Below are 17,820 nucleotides of genomic sequence, written 5' to 3' on the forward strand. Positions count from 1 at the left end.
TCAATCGCTCGAATCGGCGGACGAGGGCTGTATTCCCGCCGCCCCCGGCATCGGGCCGGCCAGCGCCTGCGGATCGATGCGGGCATCGCGCCACTTCATGCTCCAGTGGAGATGCGGCCCGGTCGCCCGGCCCGTCATGCCGACCGCGCCGATGAGCTGGCCCCGCGTCACCCGCTGCCCCACCTTCACGTCGATGCGCGAGAGATGGAGGAAGGCGCTGTTCAACCCCATGCCATGATCGATCATCAGCAGATTGCCCTCCAGCGAGAAAGGCGCATCCGCCGCGAGGATCACCACGCCATCGGCCGGGGACACCACCGGCGTGCCCGCCGGGCGGGCGACGTCCACGCCGGAATGATAGGCACCGGGCTCGCCCGCATAGATTCGCTGCGATCCGAAGACGCCGCTGATCCGGCCGGTCGCCGGCCAGAGGAAATGCTGCGCCCAGCCCATGCTGCCGGACCGGACCTCGCGGGCGGCGTTGATCTTCGCGAGCTCGATCTTGCGCCGGGCGAGGAATTCGGGTGTCGGCGTCGTCCCGCGCGGCAGTGTCGGCAGATTTTCGATCCGCCATTGCCGCGGCTGGATGGAGAGGGTCTGGCGAAGCAGCGACCCGTCCGCCAGGCGGGCCGTGAGCACCGCCGTCGCAGCCGCATCGCGATCGAAGCCGATCACGAAGCGGCCGTCGGAAGCCAGTTCCACCGGCTTGCCGTCCAACGCCAGGGACACGGCACCGGCCGGAGCCGAGCCGATCGCCACGCCGCCCTGGCTCAGCGGCCCGCGCAGCGCGAAATCAAAAGCCTGGGGCGGCGATGCCGGCCGCTCCGCGACGGGCGGAGGTGGCGATGGCGGGACGGCCGCAGGCGGCTGTGCCGGCGGAATTGGGGTGCAGCTGGCGAGAAGGAAGGGAATCGCAGCGGCGCCGAGGCGTCGCGCAGCATGCTTCACGCGCCGGCCTCGGCCCGTGTCGCGATCTCCGCCGTCGCATAAGGTTCCTGGCGCGCCACGCTCCAATAGCGCAGATGATCCAGCGGTATCGTCGCCCCGGTCACCGCGCAGACGACATGATCGCCTGGGGTCAGCACCCGAAAACCATTGGCCAGATAATGAAGGCGGGCTGGCCGGCCGCCGGGGGACATCAACATCTATCGCGTTCCTTCAGGCGCCTCTCATAGCAGCTTCGGCTGTACAGGCTTTGTCTCATCATATGCGCCGCGCGCATCCCTCTCAACCTTCGCGTCCACCGCGCCGTCCGCAAAGTGCAGCGTGAGCGCGCCAGCCGCGCGGGCCGCCGCCGCTGTGGCGACGACGCCGCCCTGCCGCCGCTCGATCCGGGCATAGCCGCGCTGGAGGGGCTTGTCCGGGTGGAGATGCTCCATCACCCGCCACAGCTGGTCGAGCGCGGTCTTGCCGTCCCGGATGCGCGCGCGGATCGGCTCGGGCCGCAGGCGTGCCGCTGCCAGCCGGTCCCGCGCGCGGCCGAGCCGGTCGTCGAGCAGCCGCGGACGCAGCGCGCCGGCGGCGTGGGCGAGATCGCTGCGGGCATGGGTCAGGCGGTGGCGCAGGCCGCGCGGCAAGCGTTCGCCGAGATCGTCGAGCCGCTGGCGCTGCGGCGCGAGCAGCGCGTCCGGCGCCGGCAGCCGGCGGGCGATGTGACCGAGGAGCTCGCCCGCCCGCTCCTGATAGCGATTGGCGCAGCGGCCGGCGCGCAGCCCGAGCTCGCGGATCTGGCCGAGCAGCTCGGCCCGCACCGGCACCGCGATCTCGGCGGCGGCGGTCGGCGTCGGCGCACGCATGTCAGCGGCGAAATCGCACAGGGTCGTATCCGTCTCGTGCCCGACGGCGGAGATCACCGGGATCGGCGAGGCGGCGACGGCGCGCACCACCTCCTCCTCGTTGAACGCCCAGAGGTCCTCGATCGAGCCGCCGCCGCGCGCCACGATCAGCAGATCCGGCGGCGTGGGCAGCGCCGCGAAACCACGCACCGCGGCGGCGACCTGCCCCGCCGCACTCTCGCCCTGCACGGCGACGGGCCAGAGCAGCACATGGCTGGGACAGCGATCGGCGAGGCGATGGAGGATGTCGCGGATCACCGCGCCGGTGGGCGAGGTGATGACGCCGATGCGGCGCGGCAGGAAGGGCAGCGGACGCTTGCGCGCCTGATCGAACAGGCCCTCCGCGGCGAGCGCGCGGCGGCGCTGATCGAGCAACGCCATCAGCGCGCCCTGGCCGGCGAGCTCCATCCGCTCGATGATGATCTGATATTTGGAGCGGCCGGGGAAGGTGGTCAGCCGGCCGGTTGCGATGATCTCGATGCCGTCCTCGGGACGGAAGGCGGGGGCGGGCGTGCCCTTCCACATCACCCCGTCGATGCAGGCGCGATCGTCCTTCAAGGTGAGGTAACTGTGCCCCGAGGCCACGCGCTTGAAGCCCGAAATCTCGCCGCGCACGCGCACATGGCCGAACTGGTCCTCCACCGTCCGCTTCAGCGCGCCGGAGAGCTCGGAAACCGAAAGCGCGGGCGAATTGTCGCCGGGGGCCTCCTCGGCTAACAGCCGCGGGTCATCATAGAGGGAAGACGGCATGAATGTCCTGCTGATCGGGTCGGGCGGGCGCGAACATGCGCTGGCATGGAAGCTGGCGCAATCACCGAAACTCGATCGCCTGTTCGCCGCGCCCGGCAATCCCGGAATCGCCGAGCATGCCGAGATCGTCGCGCTCGACATCGCCGATCACGAAGCGGTGGCCGCATTCTGCGCCGCGCACGCGATCGGGCTGGTCGTGATCGGGCCGGAAGCGCCGCTGGTCGACGGCCTCGGCAACGCCCTGCGCGCAGCCGGATTTCCGGTATTCGGCCCGGACAAGGCCGCCGCCCAGCTCGAGGGATCGAAGGGTTTCACCAAGGATCTGTGCGCGCAGGAGGCGATTCCGACAGCCGCCTATCGGCGCTTCGCCGACAAGGATGCCGCGCTTGCCGGCCTCGACGCCTTCGCGTTGCCGGTGGTGATCAAGGCGGACGGGCTCGCCGCGGGCAAGGGCGTGGTGATCGCGGAACGCCGCGCCGAAGCGGAGGCGGCGATCGAGGACATGTTCGACGGCGGCTACGGCAGCGCGGGCGCCGAGGTGGTGATCGAGGAGTTCCTTACCGGCGAGGAGGCGAGCTTCTTCGCGCTGACCGACGGCCATAGCGTCGTGTCGCTGGGATCCGCGCAGGATCACAAGCGCGTCGGCGACGGCGATGTCGGCCCCAATACCGGCGGCATGGGCGCCTACAGCCCGGCGCCGGTGCTGACTCCGGCGCTGGAGGCACGCGCCATGGCCGAGATCGTGGAGCCGACCGTCCGGGCCATGGCCGCCGCCGGCACGCCCTATTCCGGCGTGCTCTATGCCGGGCTGATGCTGACGGCCGAGGGACCGAAGCTGATCGAATATAATGCGCGCTTCGGCGATCCCGAATGCCAGGTGCTGATGATGCGGCTGGAGAACGATCTGGTCGATCTGCTGCTGGCCGTCGCCGAGGGCCGGCTGGCCGAGGTTCCGGCGCCCCGGCTGTCGCGCGACACGGCGCTGACCGTGGTGATGGCGGCCAATGGCTATCCCGGCACGCCCGAGAAAGGCGGATCGATCACAGGCATAGCGGACGCCGAGACGCCCGGCGTGAAAGTGTTCCATGCCGGCACGGCGCTGCAGAACGGCACGCTCGTCGCCAATGGCGGCCGCGTGCTCAACGTCACCGCGCGCGCGCCCGACATCCGCATCGCGCAGGCGGCGGCCTACAAGGCGGTGGATGCGATCGACTTCCCCACGGGCTTTTGCCGGCGCGACATCGGCTGGCGGGAAATCGCCCGTGCCGGAACGTCTTGAGCGCTGCCACGTTCGCCCATAGACCGTTTCAGGAGCGGAATAGCGAAGGGCAACGCACCCCATGAGCCAGACTACAACACTTCTTATCATCTTCATCGTCCTCGTCGTCGCCGCAGCCTTCCTTTTCATCTGGCGGCGGCGTGACGAAGGCGGCGACCCCGGCGCCCACGCGCCCAAGATCGAAGAGCCGGGCCGCGGCATCACGGATGAAGCGGCGCTTGCCGTCGAAAATGTCAGCAATCAGTTTCTCAACCTGCCCTCGCCGGGGGAAGGTCCGCCGGACGAGCTCACGCTGATGAAGGGCCTCGGTCCGCGCGCCGCGGCGATACTCAACGATCTCGGCATCATCCGCTTCGAGCAGATCGCCAATCTGAACGAACAGCAGATCGCGCAGGTCGACGACCGGCTCGGCACCTTCAAGGGCCGCATCGCCCGCGACCGTTGGGTCGAACAGGCGAGCTACCTTGCGCGTGGCGACAAGGCAGGCTTCGAGGCGAAGTTCGGCAAGCTCGGAGACTGAGGCGTCGCCCCCGCCACATGGGGGCGATGGCATCCTGCACTCTTCCCGCTTCGACGATCGATGCGTAAGTCCGCGTCATGCCAGCGAAAGCCGGCATGACGCGTTTCGAGAGATGCCCCGCCATTGCCGCGACCGCCTCCATTCCGGAAAGGCACGGCAAGAGGCTCACTCCTGATCTTCCTCATCCCATAGCCACTCGGGCGGCTCGGGCTCGTCGCGGCCGGGCGGGGCGCAGCCATGGGTGCGCCAGTGGCGGCGGTGGAGATCATAGTCGGCGACGCGTTCGCGGGTCTCGGCGATGAGGGCGGCGGCTTCGTCCGGATCGAGATCGGGGCGGGCGTTCAGTGACCAGCGATGGTCGGGGCAGCGGGAGAGCCAGAAGAGGATGGCCGCGAGCGAGGGCGGCTGCTCGACGCGGGTCCGGGTGCGGATGATGTCGCCATCGTCGTTCCGCAGGAGTTTCTCGCGGACATGGCTGTAGCCGGTGGCGCGGGCGAAGAGAGCGGCTTCGACGGCATCGTCTGCGACTTCTTTGGGAAGGCGCACGGCCTGTCCGAAGGCGGCGTGGCGGAGCGTCCACTGGCGGATGATGGTGGTGGTGACGCCGAAGGCGCGGGCGAGATCGCGGTCGAGCGCACCTTGTCCGGCGAGCGCGCGGGCCAAGGGCACGAAGGCGGGGTCGTAGCGCGCTGCGGGTGCGGGCGGATCGGCGTCGATGGGTTCGACGAGGGGTGCGGTGATCGGTGCCGGCAGAGGGGGGTGTATGCGATGAGGGAGGGTATCGCTTGCCGTCGGTTCGGCCATTTCATCCTCCCCCGCAGGGGGAGGGCGTTCGAGCTTTGGCGCGCTCCCAGCGCGCCAAGTTTGTGTCCGGGGGACACAATCTCGCTCGAGCGCGTGCGGAGCACGGTGGAGGGGTTCCCGCGTATGACAGGCGACGCGCCCGCAGTGGAGGTGAGCCCCTCCACCAGCCTGCGGCTGGTCCCCCTCCCCCTGCGGGGGAGGATGATCGGCGAGAAACTGGAGGGGATCGGTGTCGTCCGTCGGCGTATCCGCCGGAGCGAGCGCGTCGATGCGGGCGAGCGTGTCGGCGTCGCCCGCCGTCTCCGGCTCGCCGTCGATCGCGGCGCACCAGGCCTCATAGGCGACATGCTCGATCTCGCGCAGCGTCTCTTCGGTAGGCGTGAGATCGTCGGGTCCGGCCCGTCGGATCACCATCGGCGCGGCCCAGCGCTCGGGGCGGCGGATGCGGAGCCAGAAGATGGCGGCCTTGTCGTTGGGCGGGACATGTTCGGTGACGATGGTGCGGATCAGTTCGCCGTCCTTCAGGGCGAGCTGCTCGGTCTCGCGGTCATGGCCGGTGGCCAGTCGGAACAGCGCGCGTTCGACGGCGGCGTCGGCCGCTTCGGGAGACAGGCGGCAGGCGGCGGCGAAGTCGGGATGCTGCTGCTTCCAGGCGCGGATGGTCGTGAAGGGCACGCCGAAGGCGGTGGCGAGATCCTTGTCGAGCGCGCCGCGCGCCGCAAGCGTGCGGGCGACGGGGATCAGGGCGGGGCTGTAGGATGTCGTGTCGGTCATGACAGCGAGGCTGGCATGAACGCGGGGATTGCCGCGAGGGCGCCTATTCCTCGTCCAGCCCCGTGCGGTCATGGCAGGCGAGCAGCTTGTCGATCTTGCGGCCGTCCATGTCGACCACCTCGAAATGCCAGCGCTTCCATTCGAAGCGCTCGCCGGTAACCGGCAGCTTCTTGAGGATCGACAGGGCGAAACCCGCCGCCGTCGCATAGTCGCGGTCCTCGGGCAGGGTGACGCCCAGCGCCTCCGCCACCGCATCGGCCGAGGCGGAGCCCGATATCAGCCAGCTGCCGTCCTCACGCTCGACCAGCGGAGGATCGGTCGCCTCGTCCTGATCGGACACGAAGGCGCCGGCAATCGCCGAGAGCAGGTCCGTCGGCGTGACCATGCCTTCGAAATGGCCATATTCGTCCCGCACGAGCGCCACCGGCACGTCGGCCTGGCGCAGCACGTCGAGCGCGTCCATCGCGTCCATCTGATCGGGAATCACCGGCACCGCCCTCAACAGCGCACGCAGCGACAGCGGCTGCCCCTCGATCAGCGCCGCGGCGATGTCACGCGACTGGACGACGCCGATGATCGCATCGATCGACCCCTCGGCCACGGCGAGCCGGCTGTGGGGGGTCGCGAGCACCGCCGCGCGCACCGTCGCCTCGTCGGCATCGGCATCGATCCAGCTCACGTCGGTGCGCGGCGTCATCACCTCACGCACCGGACGATCGGCGAGGCGGACGACACCGGAGATGATCGCGCGCTCGCTCTCCTCGATCACGCCGGCATGGCTTGCCTCCGCGACGATCAGGTGCAGTTCCTCCGCGGTGACGTGGCTCTGCGCCTCCCGGTCGAGCCGGAGCAGCTTGAAGATGAGGCTGCTGGTGCGATCGAGCACCCAGACGAGCGGCGCCGTGATCCGGGAGAGCCACAGCATCGGCGCGGCGACGAGCGCCGCGATCGGCTCGGGCGAACGCAGCGCGAACTGCTTCGGCACGAGCTCGCCGATGATCAGCGAGGCGAAGGTGGTGATGCCGATGACGAGGGCGAAGCCGGCCTCCCCGGCCATGCGCGACGGCACGCCGATGCGGGCGAGGCGCTGCGCCACCGGCTCGCCCAGACTAGCCCCCGAATAGGCGCCGGCGATGATTCCGATCAGCGTGATGCCGATCTGCACGGTCGACAGGAACTTGCCGGGATCCGACGCCAGCTCCAGCGCCGTTCGCGCGCCGCGCCGACGGGCACGGGCCATCGCCTCCAGGCGTGGCTTGCGCGAGGAGACGATCGACATCTCGGACATCGCGAACAGGCCGTTCAGCCCGACGAGCGCGAGGATCACGATCAAGTCGTACCAAGGGAATGGCGTCAGGGGAGCGGCGGGCGGCATGGCGTCGTCTGCCCCTTATTGGCGTGTTTCTTTCATTCCGACAACAGCATGATCATTCATCGTTCAACACGCAAACGGAACAACCCGTCGCTGGACGGGTTCGCAAGGTCCGTCCGGGGACAGGAAAGGACTTTGACGATGATGCACTCCAACAGGCTCAGGGGCGCCGGCTGCATGCTGGCGCTGCTCGCCACCACTGCTTGCGTGACCGATCCGCAGACCGGCGAACGCAAGATTTCCAAGGCCGCGATCGGCGCTCTGGCCGGCGCGGCGGTCGGCACCGGCGCAGGCGCGCTCGTCGGTGGCCGCCACAATCGCACCGAGATGATCGTCGGCGCCGGCATCGGCGCGATCGCCGGCGGATCGATCGGCGCCTATATGGACAATCAGGAGAAGAAGCTGCGCCAGCAGACCGCCGGAACCGGCGTGCAGGTGATTCGCAACGGCGACGAGCTGGTGCTCAACATGCCCTCCGGCATCACCTTCGATACCAACAGCTATGCGATTCGGCCCGAATTCCAATCGACGCTGAACGACGTCGCCTCGACGCTGGCGAGCTACGAAAAGACCTATATCGACGTCTACGGCCATACCGATTCGACCGGCAACGACGCGATCAACATCCCGCTTTCGCAGAACCGGGCACGCTCGGTGGCGGACTATCTGTCGAGCCGGGGCGTCAACCGCGCGCGAATCGGAACGCAGGGATTCGGATCGAGCCAGCCGGTCGCATCCAACGCGACGCCCGAAGGACGGCAGGCCAATCGGCGCGTGGAGATCAAGATCGTGCCGATCACCAATACGTCCGAGTAATACCGAGCTGCGTCGATCACGACCCATTGCCGTTTGGGCCGAGCTTGTCGAAGCGCTTTGCTTTCTCTCCTTCACAAGCCTGAAGAAGAAGGGAATGCTTCGACAAGCTCAGCCCGAACGGGGGACGGGTCGCGATCAGCGGCGCTGTGCGAAGAATTGACGGAGCAGCGCCGCTGATTCGCTTTCCCCGATGCCGCCATAGACTTCGGGGCGGTGATGACAGGTCGGCTGCGCGAACAGGAGCGGGCCGTGCGCGACGGCACCGCCCTTGGGATCGGTCGCCGCATAATAGAGCCGCGCGAATCGGGCGAGGGCGATCGCGCCCGCGCACATCGCGCAAGGCTCGAGCGTGACCCAGAGATCGCATTCGTCGAGCCGGGACGTCCGCAACGCCTCGGCTGCCCGGCGAATCGCCAGCATCTCGGCATGGGCCGTCGGATCGCATCCGCCCCGCATCGCATTGGCGGAGGTGGCGACGACATCGCCGCCGCGCGTGACCACCGCGCCGACCGGCACCTCACCGGCCGCCGCTGCATCTCGGGCGAGATCGAGCGCCAGGCGCATGGGAGCGGGCAGCGGGAAGGCCATGGGCCGGGCTCTACCCCGCCCCGAGCCCTATCCTCAAGCGGCGTGGGCCGGCGGCCGCAGCGGCGCGTGCGAAACGGTATAAAGGGCGAAGATCGCGCCGGGCACGAAGGCCAGGCAGGTGAGCCCCGTGGTGATCCAGAAGGCGGCACCGAGTCCGCGATCGAGGAAGACGCCGAGCGGCGGCAGCAGGATCGCCGCGATCGCGACAGCCGGCCTGGGACGAATCATCTCACGATCCCTTTCGCGAATCACTGGGCCTGCTGGTTCTGCGCCGGTTCCGGCTGCTGATCGGGCTTGCGCACCGAAACGGTGGGCAGCGAGATGCTTTCCTTTTTCGTACCGATATTCACGTCCGGCACGGTGACGGTGCTGCTCGTGCTGCCGACGCTCACTTCGGGCGTCTTGACGTCGAACGCGGGAATCTGGCCGCCTTCTACGCGAATCTGCGGAGACTGCGCCTTTCTGGTTTGATCGATGTCGATCAGCCCGGTTGCCATCGCGGCGATGAGCGCGATCACGACGATCACCAGCAGGGCGAGAAGCGCACGCATGTCGACCTCCGAAAAAGCTTCGAATGGAGGATCAACGAATGCGTTCCCGAACGGTTGCAGCGGCGCAACGAAAGGAGAGTCTCCGATCGATGACGGCGTCGGTTGACGAATCCGCCGCAGACCGTTATCCGGCGCCACTTTCCGGGCAAACCCGAAACTCAGGACGAACGCCATGTCGCGCATTTGCGAGCTGACCGGCAAGGGCCGGCAGGTGGGACACAATGTTTCCCACGCCAACAACAAGACCAAGCGGACCTTTCTGCCGAACCTGCAGAATGTGACGCTGATTTCGGACGCGCTGCAGAAGGGCGTGCGCCTGCGGGTTTCCACCCACGGCCTGCGTTCGGTGGAGCATGTCGGCGGCCTGGACAACTGGCTGCTCAAGACATCGGACACCGATCTGTCGCTGCGCGCGCGGCGCCTGAAGCGCGAAGTCTCGAAGAAGCTCGCCGCCGCGGCCTGAGGCGTCGGCTTCGGCCGACCTCTCGTCCGATCGGGCTTTGATGAGCCGGGCCTCGCGCCCGGCTTTTCCTGTTGCATCGATGTGCCGGGCAGGCCGGCGCGTCGGCGGCTCGTTGCTGCCCCTTTCGTCGACGACGCGTTCAACCGCGTCGGCTGAATCGGCCCGGCGCTATTTCGCGATCGAATCGTCCAGCGCGAATTTGAGCAGCAGCGTGCGCTGCAGCGGATTGAAATTGTCGTCGGAGGCGATCCACAACACCGTCCGCCCGCTTTCCCGCGTGACGACGAGCGCCTCCATATTGTCGACCGTGATCGGCGGCGCCAGGCGCGCCAGTTCGCGCCCCTCCAGGACCGCGCCGGCCCGGATCCCCCGCGTGTCGATCAGCGTCAGCACCGCCGACACCCCGTCGATCGGCGTATAGTGGCGATTGACGACGACCGCCCGGCCATCCGGCAGCACCGCCATGTCCGTCGCCACATAACCCTTGGGCGCCCGATAACCGAAGCGGATCGGCGTTCCTCCCGGCACCGCCGGATCGGAGAGGAAGAGCAGCCCCTCGGTCGATCCGTCCGGCCCTTTCTCTTCCTCCGCAAGCACGACGAAACGCCCATCCGGCAAGCGCGTCATCGCCTCGGGGCCGCCGTTCGATGGCCAGTCCTTCATCGCAGGCGGCTCATCATGCGCCTCGGCCCGTGTCATTGCGCGGTCATATCGCCAGATGGCGTTATGCTCCTCGAAGCCGATCCAGACCGATCCCGAGACCGGATCGAATGCCATCGATTCGGCATCGCGGTCATTCTTGCCGTCCGTCTTGCCCGGGCCGGCCGGCAGCGTCGCGATGCTGCTCTCCGCCGGGCGGCCGCGCGCCATCCGGAAGCGGAACACGCCGCCGGTATCCCCGATCGCCAGGAATCGACCCCGATCGTCCAGCGTCAGCGCCGAGATGCCGCCGAAGCGCGGATCGCGGCTGCTCAGCACCCATCCGCCCAGCCAGTGCAGCGCGCCCACCCGATCGCGGTCCGGATGCTCCGCGTCCATGGGCACCGGCCTGGCGATGATCGGCCAGCCGCCCGGCGGCGGCGATTCAGGTGCGGCACCCGCCAGGGCGAACATAAACAGCATCGGGACGAGGGAGCGCATGACCCATACCTAAGCAAGGCATGGGACGGTGCAAGCAGCGGGCGAAGATGAACTGCGGCTGACATGCGCATTCAGCCTCGTCTCAGCCGAATCATGAAAGAAAGGCAATGTTCCGGCAAGCCGTCGGCGAGACTTTGCGGTCTCCAGCGCGTTTCGGCCCGCCAGGAAGACAGGACGACGAGGAGACAGACGATGTTCGCGAAGCCCCTTTCGCTTGCCGTTGCGGCAGCCGCGCTGACCGCGGCCGCCGTCGTTCCGACCGCAGCCGAAGCCCGTCATCACCATGGCGGCTATTATGACGGCTATCGCGGGGACGGCTATTACGGCCATCGAGGACATTATCGCGGCTATGATCGCGGCGGCTACTATGGCCGGGGCTATTATGGCCGCGGTTACGGCTATTATGGCGGCCGCCACCATTATCGCTATCGCTGCGACCGCGGCACGGGCGGCACCATCGTCGGCGCGATCGCCGGCGGCCTGCTCGGCAATGCGGCAGTCGGCCGCTATGGCGATCGCACGGCCGGCACGATCGTGGGTGCAGGCGTAGGCGCCCTCGCCGGGCGCGCGATCGACCGGGACTGCTGATCTCGCCCAATCCTTCGGTTAGCCCTCGCGTAGCGTATGAGGGCGGAGGGCCGGATCCTCGCGGATCCGGCCCTCCTCTTTTTCCGCGGCTCGGCCGAGCCGGGTGGATGCGACCCCGCGCCCTCTCCGCGCGGACAGAACTGGCCCTAAAAATCCAGGTGCAGGCGCGAGCCGAAGACGTCGCCTTTCACGGTGGTGCCGTTGATCGCCACCGGCGCCACGGCGAGCGGCGAGTTCAGCCCCTTGAAGCGGACCCAGTTGAACATGAATTTGACGTTGCCATTCAGATACCAGTTCAGCGCGGTCGTCCAGCTCGTCGCTTCCCGGGTGAGCGGCGACAGATCATGGTCGGTGAGATTGAGCTTGTCGTAGCGCAACGCGACCTCGAACGCGCCCCAATTGCCCTTTTGCGGGTTGAAATCGCGGAACGGCTTCAGGCGATCGACCACGCCGCCGCGGAAGCTGCGCGATTCGCCGGTCAGGAAGAAGCTGCCGAAGACGTAGAAGCCGTTGAAATGGAGATTGGTGTTGTTCGGGTTGCCGGCCTCGAAGCGATTCAGCGTCAGATGGTCATATTCCCCCTGCACGGAGAAGGGGCCGTAGACGAACGCGGCCTCGCCGCCGACGAAGGTGGCGTTCTTGACGCCGGTCTGCACGCCATTGGCCGGATTGGTTCCCGTGATCGAGACCGAGGTGATCAGGCCGCCATCGACGCGGCTGTTCGGCCGATCGCCGATCGTCAGGCTGTTGGCGGCGAAATCGGTCACCTTGTAGCCCGACACGCCGACATGGACGAGACGGTTGGTGTCGTTGATCGGCTCCCACACGACGCGCCCGTTGAAGCCGTAGGTCTCGCCCGGCGTCGTCGCATTGCGGTTCACCGCCTCGCCGGCGCCGAAGATGCCGACGGTCGCGTAGAGATGGTCGGTCGAATAAGCGAGCGTCGCGCCGACGCGGCGCTCCGCACCCACCGCCCCGAAAGCGACATTGGCCATGCCGCGCTCGAGGAAGGTGTTGAACGCATCCGAGGTGTTGGCCTCGAGCCCGTAAGGCGCCTTCTGCTGGCCGACGGTGATCGAAAGCTTCTTGAAGCCGTTATACTGGATATAGGCGTCGAGCAGATTGACGGCGTTGTTCACATATTCGGCTTCGACCCGGTAGGCGAAGGTACGGAAGGCAGTGCCTTCGAAGCCGAAGCGGCCGCGCCGGATCTGGGTGCCGTTGTTGAACTGATAACCGCCGGCCCGGCTGTTGTAGCCGGCATAGTCGAGCTCCAGCATGCCGCGCGGCTTGAAGGTGAAGTTGCCGCCGACATCGGACAGGGTGGGCGCCCAGGTGAACTGCACGGCCTTGGCGGCGCGCGTCTCCACCTTCTCGATGCGATCCTCGTTGAAGCGCGACTGCTCCTCCAGTTGCGCATTGCGCGCCTCGAGAGCCTTGATCTTCGCTTCCAGCGCGTTCAGCCGATCCAGCACCGGATCGCCGGTGGCGGCGACGGGCGCCGCTTCGGCCGGCTTGTCAGCGGGGGCGCGGGTGTCGATCTGCTGATCGGACGTCGCCGGCTGCGTCTCGGCCGGCAGCGCGAAGGCGTCACCGGGATCCGGTTTATTTTGGGCAAGCGCCGGGGTTGCGGCGATGAGCGCCAGCGCGCTCACGCCGATGAGGCGTGCAGGCATGGGTGGTCCTTCCCTGTTCGGCCGGTCGTTCGGCCTCGTTCCTTTGAACTCTTGGCCGGATACGGCGGCGGCCCCCGCACCCCCTTCATGCGGGCGGCCGCATCATGCCGGCCGCCCGTCGCGCCGGCGGTCTAGCGCTTGGCGTCTTCGAAGATCTGGTCGAAGAGGCCGCCATCGTTGAAGTGGGTGGCTTGAGCCCGCTGCCATCCGCCGAAATTGCCGTCGATGGTGAGCAGCGTGACCTGCGGGAAGCGGCTGCGATATTTCGCCGCCACCGAGGCGAGGCGAGGCCGATAATAGTTCTTGGCGATGATGTCCTGCGCCTCGGGCGAGTAGAGATATCTCAGATAGGCTTCCGCCACCTTGCGCGTGCCGTGCTTGTCGACATTCTTGTCGACCAAGGCGACGGGCGGTTCGGCCAGGATGGAGATGGAGGGCACGACAATGTCGAACTTGCCCTTGCCCAGCTCGTTCACCGCCAGGAACGCCTCATTCTCCCACGCGATCAGCACGTCGCCCTGGCCGCGCTGCACGAAGGTGGTGGTGGCGCCGCGCGCGCCGGAATCCAGCACCGGCACGTTGCGGAACAGCTTCTTCATATAATCGCGCGCCGCGGCATCGCTGCCGTATTTCTTCTTGGCATAGCCCCAGGCCGCGAGATAATTCCACCGCGCGCCGCCGCTCGTCTTGGGGTTCGGCGTGATCACCGCGACGCCCGGCCGGGCGAGATCGTCCCAATCCTTGATGCCCTTGGGATTGCCCTTGCGGACGAGGAAGACGATCGTCGAATAATAAGGCGCGCTGTTGAAGGGCAGGCGGGTCTGCCAGTTCGCCGGCAGCAGCTTCGCCTTGCTGGCGATCTCGTCGATGTCATAGGCCAGCGCCAGCGTCACCACATCCGCAGGCAGCCCGTCGATCACCGATCGCGCCTGCTTGCCCGAACCGCCATGGCTCTGGCGGATCGTGACGGCATCGCCGCCGGCGGCCTGCCAGCGCTTGGCGAAGGCGGCGTTGACGTCGCGATAGAGCTCGCGCGTCGGATCGTAGGACACGTTGAGCAGTTGCGACGGCGCGGCGATGGCCGCCGTCGTGGCGGTCGCGACAGTGGCGAAAGCCGCCAGCGCGCCCGCCAAATTCCGGATGAAAGGCCGCATGAAAATCCCCTCGATTTGATGTTTCGATAATATTCAGAAACTCTACAGAAAAAATAGAGAAAAACTTGGGATGCCCGATAGCTCCCCTTTTGCGCCGTTCCAGCCTCTCGAATGGGCAATGTCGACCGCGCGCACGCACGGGCGGAACCGTTGCCGTATCGCGCCGGTTCCAAGCAGGTTAGGATGGGCTGACGGGCGCTGGGACGGATGACGTGAACGCTACGACGGCCTTCATCAACGCGATCGGCACCGCCGCCCCCGGGCACGACATCCACGCGGCTTTCATCGACTGGGCGGAGCCGCGCATCGACGACGATCGCGAACGCACGCTGTTCCGGCGCATGGCCGCGCGATCGGGCATCGATCATCGCTGGTCGGTGCTGCCGCCTACCCCGGAAGGCGGATCCCCCGTGGCGGACGGCGGCTTTTACGAAGCGGAGCCGCTGCCGCCGACGTCCGCCCGCATGGCCCTGTACGCCGACGCGGCGCCTGGCCTCGCGCTGGAAGCGGTGGCCGCGCTGCGCAGCCGTGCGACGCTGGATGGCATCACCCATCTGGTGGTCGCGAGCTGCACCGGCTTCGTCGCGCCCGGAATCGACCAGATCATCGCCGCAAGGCTGGGCCTGCCCGACGATGTGGAACGCACCCTGATCGGTTTCATGGGCTGCTATGCCGCGGTCGCCGCGCTGCGGGTCGCGCGGCACATCGTGCGCTCCGAGCCGGATGCCCGCGTGCTGGTGATCGCCGTCGAGCTTTCGACCCTGCATCTCCAGCCGGAGATACGCATCGAACCGATGCTGGCCATGCTGCAATTCGGCGACGGCGCCGCGGCGGCGCTGGTGAGCGCGGAGGCATCGGGCATCGCGATCGAGCGGTTCTTCGCGGCGACGCTTCCCGAATCGGCGGAACTGATTCGCTGGACGGTGGGCGACCAGGGATTCGCCATGCACCTTTCGGGCGAAGTACCGGGCCGGATCGGGCGGGCGCTGGGCGACGACGCCTTGCGCGCGCGGATCGGCGGCGGCCAGATCGATCACTGGGCGGTCCATGCCGGCGGCCGATCGATCCTCGATGCGGTGGAGCAGGCACTGGCGCTGCCGGCCACCGCGCTGGCCGCCTCGCGCGACATATTGCGCCGCTACGGCAACATGTCGTCGGCAACGCTGATGTTCGTGCTCGATTCGCTGATGGGCGCGAGCCGCATCGAGGACGGCGTGGCCGTGGCGTTCGGGCCGGGCCTCGCCATGGAAGGCTTTCGCTTCCGGACCGCGTCATGACCGGCCTGGCCGTCCGCTCGCGCCAGGACGAGCAGATGGACGCGGAAGATCTGGATGCCGCGACCTATGCCGCCGTTCTGACCGATCTCGCCAAGGTCAACCGCCTGACCTTCACCGCCCGCCCCATCCTCGCCTTTCTGGCGCGCGCGACACGCGAGCGGCCGGCCTTCCGGCTGCTCGACGTCGGCTTCGGCGATGGCGACCTCCTCCGCACGATAGAAAGCTGGGCCGGCAAGCGCGGATTGGAGGCCGAACTGGTCGGCATCGATCTCAATCCCCGCAGCGCACCGGTCGCCCGCGCGGCCACACCGGCCGCGTCGCGCATCGACTATCGCACCGGCGACTGCTTTGATCTCGCCGGCGATGGCTATGACTTCATCGTCAGCAGCCAGGTCACGCATCATATGAGCGACGACCAGCTCTTCGCCTTCCTGCAGTTCATGGAGCGGGAAGCGCGCGCCGGCTGGTTCGTCTGCGATCTGCATCGGCATGGCTTCGCCTATCGCGGCTATCCGCTGCTCGCCCGGCTGATGGGCTGGCACCGGATCGTGCGCGAGGACGGCCAGCTTTCGATCGCCCGCAGCTTCCGCCCGGCCGAATGGCGCGCGATCCTCGCCGAAGCGGGTCTGGAAGCCGCAGCGCCGCGAATCTTCCGGGCCTTTCCCTTCCGCCTGTGCGTCGAACGGCTGCGCTGATCGCCGGCGGCGGCCCGGCCGGGGCGGCCGCCGCGATCGCGCTGGCGCGGCAGGGGCTGCGGCCCGTGCTGCTCGAGCGCGAGCGGGAGGCGCGAGACATTGTCTGCGGAGGGTTCCTCGGCTGGGATGCGCTCGAGCAGCTCGGCGCGCTCGGGATCGACGCGGCGGCGCTCGGCGCGCGTCCGATCGAGCGGATGCGACTCGTCGCAGGGACGTCCGAAGCGGCGGCGCCGCTACCCGGGCGGGCGGCCGGACTCAGCCGCCGAACGCTCGATACCGCGCTGCTGCGCGCCGCAGCCGATGCCGGCGCCGGGCTGGAAGGGGGCGTCCGGCTGCGCAGCGCCGACGACGAGCGCCTGCGGGTCGCGCTGGCCGACGGCGCCGAGTTCGGCTGCGGAGCGCTGTTCCTCGCCACCGGCAAGCATGAGCTGCGCGGTCTCGCACGACCCCACGGCCGCCCGCCGGAAGCGCTCGCGATCGGGCTGCGGACGACGCTGGCCGGATCCGCCGCGCTGGAACGCATGCTTGCAGGGGTGATCGAGCTGCATCTGTTCGACGGCGGCTATGCCGGCCTGCTGCTGCAGGAGGATGGCCGGGCGAATCTCTGCCTCTCCGTCTCGGCGGCGCGATTCGCCGGCCTCACTCCCGGACGGCTGCTCGAAGATATCGCGGCGGAGGCGCCCTTGCTCGCTGCCCGGATCGGGGCGGCGGCGGGAATCGGGGGTTGGAGCGCGGTTGCCGGCGTGCCTTATGGCTGGCGCGCCCGCACCGGCTCGAGCGGGCTCTTCCGGATCGGCGACCAGGCAGCCGTGATCGCGTCGCTGGCGGGAGACGGCATCGCCATCGCGCTCTCCAGCGGACAGCTCGCTGCAACGTCCCTGCTCCGCGACGGGCCGGAAGGCGCCATCGGCTTCCAGGCGCGATTCGGCCGCCGGGTCGCCCTTCCGCTCGCCATCGCCGGGATTCTCAGGACCATCGCCGAGCGCCGCCCGCGGCTCCGTGCCGGGCTGCTGTCACTCTTTCGCCACGCTCCCGGACTTACCGGCATAGGGGCGCGGCTGACTCGGGCGGGGACGCCGCCAAATCCCCTTTCGGGCCATTGACCGGCCGCTGGGCGCGACACACATTTCGGCGATGGACCGAATCGATCTGCCCGAGAAGGAATGGCGAAAGCGCCTCTCGCCGCAACAATATCACGTCCTACGCGAGGCCGGGACGGAGCCCGCCTTCACCGGCCGCTACTGGAACAATCACGAAGACGGAATCTATCGCTGCGCCGGCTGTGGCGCGCGGCTGTTCGACAGCGGCACCAAATATGATTCCGGCTCCGGCTGGCCGAGCTTCACAGAACCGGTGGCCCGGCAGGTGGTGACCGAACATGCGGACACCAGCCACGGCATGCGCCGCGTGGAAGTGCGCTGCGCCAAGTGCGACGGGCACCTCGGCCACGTCTTCCCGGATGGACCCGGCCCGGAGGGGCTGCGCTACTGCATGAATTCGGCCTCGCTCGACTTTCGCGCCCGCGGGAAGGAATAAGC

The 17,820-nt window shown here is 68.2% G+C and carries 20 protein-coding genes; 9 read left to right on the forward strand and 11 right to left on the reverse strand.

Annotation, left to right across the window (positions count from 1 at the left end):
• Genes GQY20_RS00240 through xseA form a run of 3 tightly spaced genes read right to left on the reverse strand, consistent with a single transcriptional unit; the run spans position 1 to position 2,585 of the window.
• Positions 1-948 (reverse strand): M23 family metallopeptidase, encoded by a 948-nt coding sequence (locus GQY20_RS00240; RefSeq protein ID WP_157215040.1) that lies wholly within the window; start codon positions 946-948, stop codon positions 1-3.
• Positions 945-1,145, reverse strand: a complete 201-nt coding sequence (locus GQY20_RS00245) for a DUF2093 domain-containing protein (protein ID WP_157215041.1) — start codon at positions 1,143-1,145, stop codon at positions 945-947. Before GQY20_RS00245 ends, GQY20_RS00240 begins: the two co-directional genes overlap by 4 nt.
• A gap of 24 nt (positions 1,146-1,169) precedes the next feature.
• Positions 1,170-2,585, reverse strand: coding sequence for an exodeoxyribonuclease VII large subunit (gene xseA / locus GQY20_RS00250; protein WP_157215042.1), 1,416 nt, complete (start codon positions 2,583-2,585; stop codon positions 1,170-1,172).
• Here xseA and purD point away from each other — a divergent pair.
• Both purD and GQY20_RS00260 read left to right on the forward strand, forming a co-directional pair.
• Positions 2,584-3,864, forward strand: a complete 1,281-nt coding sequence (gene purD / locus GQY20_RS00255) for a phosphoribosylamine--glycine ligase (RefSeq protein WP_157215043.1) — start codon at positions 2,584-2,586, stop codon at positions 3,862-3,864. The two genes, xseA and purD, sit on opposite strands and share 2 nt — an antisense overlap.
• A gap of 61 nt (positions 3,865-3,925) precedes the next feature.
• A complete protein-coding gene (locus tag GQY20_RS00260; RefSeq protein ID WP_157215044.1) occupies positions 3,926-4,384 on the forward strand; it encodes a hypothetical protein in 459 nt (152 codons plus the stop codon).
• A 165-nt stretch (positions 4,385-4,549) separates the two neighbouring features.
• On the opposite strand, the gene GQY20_RS00265 is transcribed toward GQY20_RS00260, so the two are convergent.
• On the reverse strand, positions 4,550-5,962 hold the full coding sequence (locus tag GQY20_RS00265) for a hypothetical protein (protein WP_157215045.1): 1,413 nt from the start codon (positions 5,960-5,962) through the stop codon (positions 4,550-4,552).
• Between the two features lie 43 nt (positions 5,963-6,005).
• On the reverse strand, positions 6,006-7,337 hold the full coding sequence (locus GQY20_RS00270) for a hemolysin family protein (protein ID WP_157215046.1): 1,332 nt from the start codon (positions 7,335-7,337) through the stop codon (positions 6,006-6,008).
• Positions 7,338-7,475: 138 nt separating this feature from the next.
• Between GQY20_RS00270 and GQY20_RS00275 the strand changes: the two genes are divergently transcribed.
• Positions 7,476-8,150, forward strand: coding sequence for an OmpA family protein (locus GQY20_RS00275; protein WP_157215047.1), 675 nt, complete (start codon positions 7,476-7,478; stop codon positions 8,148-8,150).
• A gap of 135 nt (positions 8,151-8,285) precedes the next feature.
• Here the strand turns inward: GQY20_RS00275 and GQY20_RS00280 are convergent, their stop codons facing one another.
• The 3 genes from GQY20_RS00280 to GQY20_RS32375 are packed head-to-tail and all read right to left on the reverse strand — an operon-like array spanning position 8,286 to position 9,463.
• The gene (locus GQY20_RS00280; protein ID WP_157215048.1) at positions 8,286-8,738 is read right to left on the reverse strand and encodes a nucleoside deaminase; all 453 of its coding nucleotides are present in this window, start codon (positions 8,736-8,738) and stop codon (positions 8,286-8,288) included.
• Between the two features lie 33 nt (positions 8,739-8,771).
• A complete protein-coding gene (locus GQY20_RS00285) occupies positions 8,772-8,966 on the reverse strand; it encodes a YqaE/Pmp3 family membrane protein (RefSeq protein WP_157215049.1) in 195 nt (64 codons plus the stop codon).
• 20 nt (positions 8,967-8,986) lie between these two features.
• A complete protein-coding gene (locus tag GQY20_RS32375; protein ID WP_232475816.1) occupies positions 8,987-9,463 on the reverse strand; it encodes a hypothetical protein in 477 nt (158 codons plus the stop codon).
• Between GQY20_RS32375 and rpmB the strand changes: the two genes are divergently transcribed.
• The gene (gene rpmB, locus GQY20_RS00295) at positions 9,462-9,752 is read left to right on the forward strand and encodes a 50S ribosomal protein L28 (protein ID WP_157215050.1); all 291 of its coding nucleotides are present in this window, start codon (positions 9,462-9,464) and stop codon (positions 9,750-9,752) included. The genes GQY20_RS32375 and rpmB overlap by 2 nt on opposite strands.
• A 168-nt stretch (positions 9,753-9,920) precedes the next feature.
• Here the strand turns inward: rpmB and GQY20_RS00300 are convergent, their stop codons facing one another.
• A complete protein-coding gene (locus GQY20_RS00300) occupies positions 9,921-10,892 on the reverse strand; it encodes an esterase-like activity of phytase family protein (RefSeq protein WP_157215051.1) in 972 nt (323 codons plus the stop codon).
• Between the two features lie 192 nt (positions 10,893-11,084).
• Here GQY20_RS00300 and GQY20_RS00305 point away from each other — a divergent pair, with 192 nt between their 5' ends.
• Entirely contained in the window at positions 11,085-11,480 is a 396-nt protein-coding gene (locus GQY20_RS00305; RefSeq protein ID WP_157215052.1) for a glycine zipper 2TM domain-containing protein, read from the forward strand.
• A gap of 146 nt (positions 11,481-11,626) precedes the next feature.
• Here the strand turns inward: GQY20_RS00305 and GQY20_RS00310 are convergent, their stop codons facing one another.
• Together GQY20_RS00310 and GQY20_RS00315 are read right to left on the reverse strand one after the other, a co-directional pair.
• Positions 11,627-13,156 (reverse strand): porin, encoded by a 1,530-nt coding sequence (locus GQY20_RS00310; protein ID WP_157215053.1) that lies wholly within the window; start codon positions 13,154-13,156, stop codon positions 11,627-11,629.
• A 131-nt stretch (positions 13,157-13,287) separates the two neighbouring features.
• Positions 13,288-14,310, reverse strand: coding sequence for a sulfate ABC transporter substrate-binding protein (locus GQY20_RS00315; protein WP_157215054.1), 1,023 nt, complete (start codon positions 14,308-14,310; stop codon positions 13,288-13,290).
• Positions 14,311-14,522: 212 nt separating this feature from the next.
• On the opposite strand from GQY20_RS00315, the gene GQY20_RS00320 reads away from it, so the two are divergent.
• From GQY20_RS00320 to msrB, 4 genes are read left to right on the forward strand one after another with little or no spacing between them, the layout of a single operon-like run.
• Positions 14,523-15,587, forward strand: coding sequence for a type III polyketide synthase (locus tag GQY20_RS00320; protein WP_157215055.1), 1,065 nt, complete (start codon positions 14,523-14,525; stop codon positions 15,585-15,587).
• Positions 15,584-16,282, forward strand: a complete 699-nt coding sequence (locus tag GQY20_RS00325; RefSeq protein WP_157215056.1) for a methyltransferase domain-containing protein — start codon at positions 15,584-15,586, stop codon at positions 16,280-16,282. The genes GQY20_RS00320 and GQY20_RS00325 overlap by 4 nt, the downstream gene beginning before the upstream one ends.
• Positions 16,261-17,385, forward strand: coding sequence for an NAD(P)/FAD-dependent oxidoreductase (locus tag GQY20_RS00330; RefSeq protein ID WP_157215057.1), 1,125 nt, complete (start codon positions 16,261-16,263; stop codon positions 17,383-17,385). Before GQY20_RS00325 ends, GQY20_RS00330 begins: the two co-directional genes overlap by 22 nt.
• 31 nt (positions 17,386-17,416) lie before the next feature.
• Positions 17,417-17,818, forward strand: a complete 402-nt coding sequence (msrB, locus tag GQY20_RS00335; RefSeq protein WP_157215058.1) for a peptide-methionine (R)-S-oxide reductase MsrB — start codon at positions 17,417-17,419, stop codon at positions 17,816-17,818.
• Positions 17,819-17,820 lie beyond the last annotated feature (2 nt).

The organism is Flavisphingomonas formosensis, assembly GCF_009755815.1.
Lineage (GTDB): Bacteria > Pseudomonadota > Alphaproteobacteria > Sphingomonadales > Sphingomonadaceae > Flavisphingomonas > Flavisphingomonas formosensis.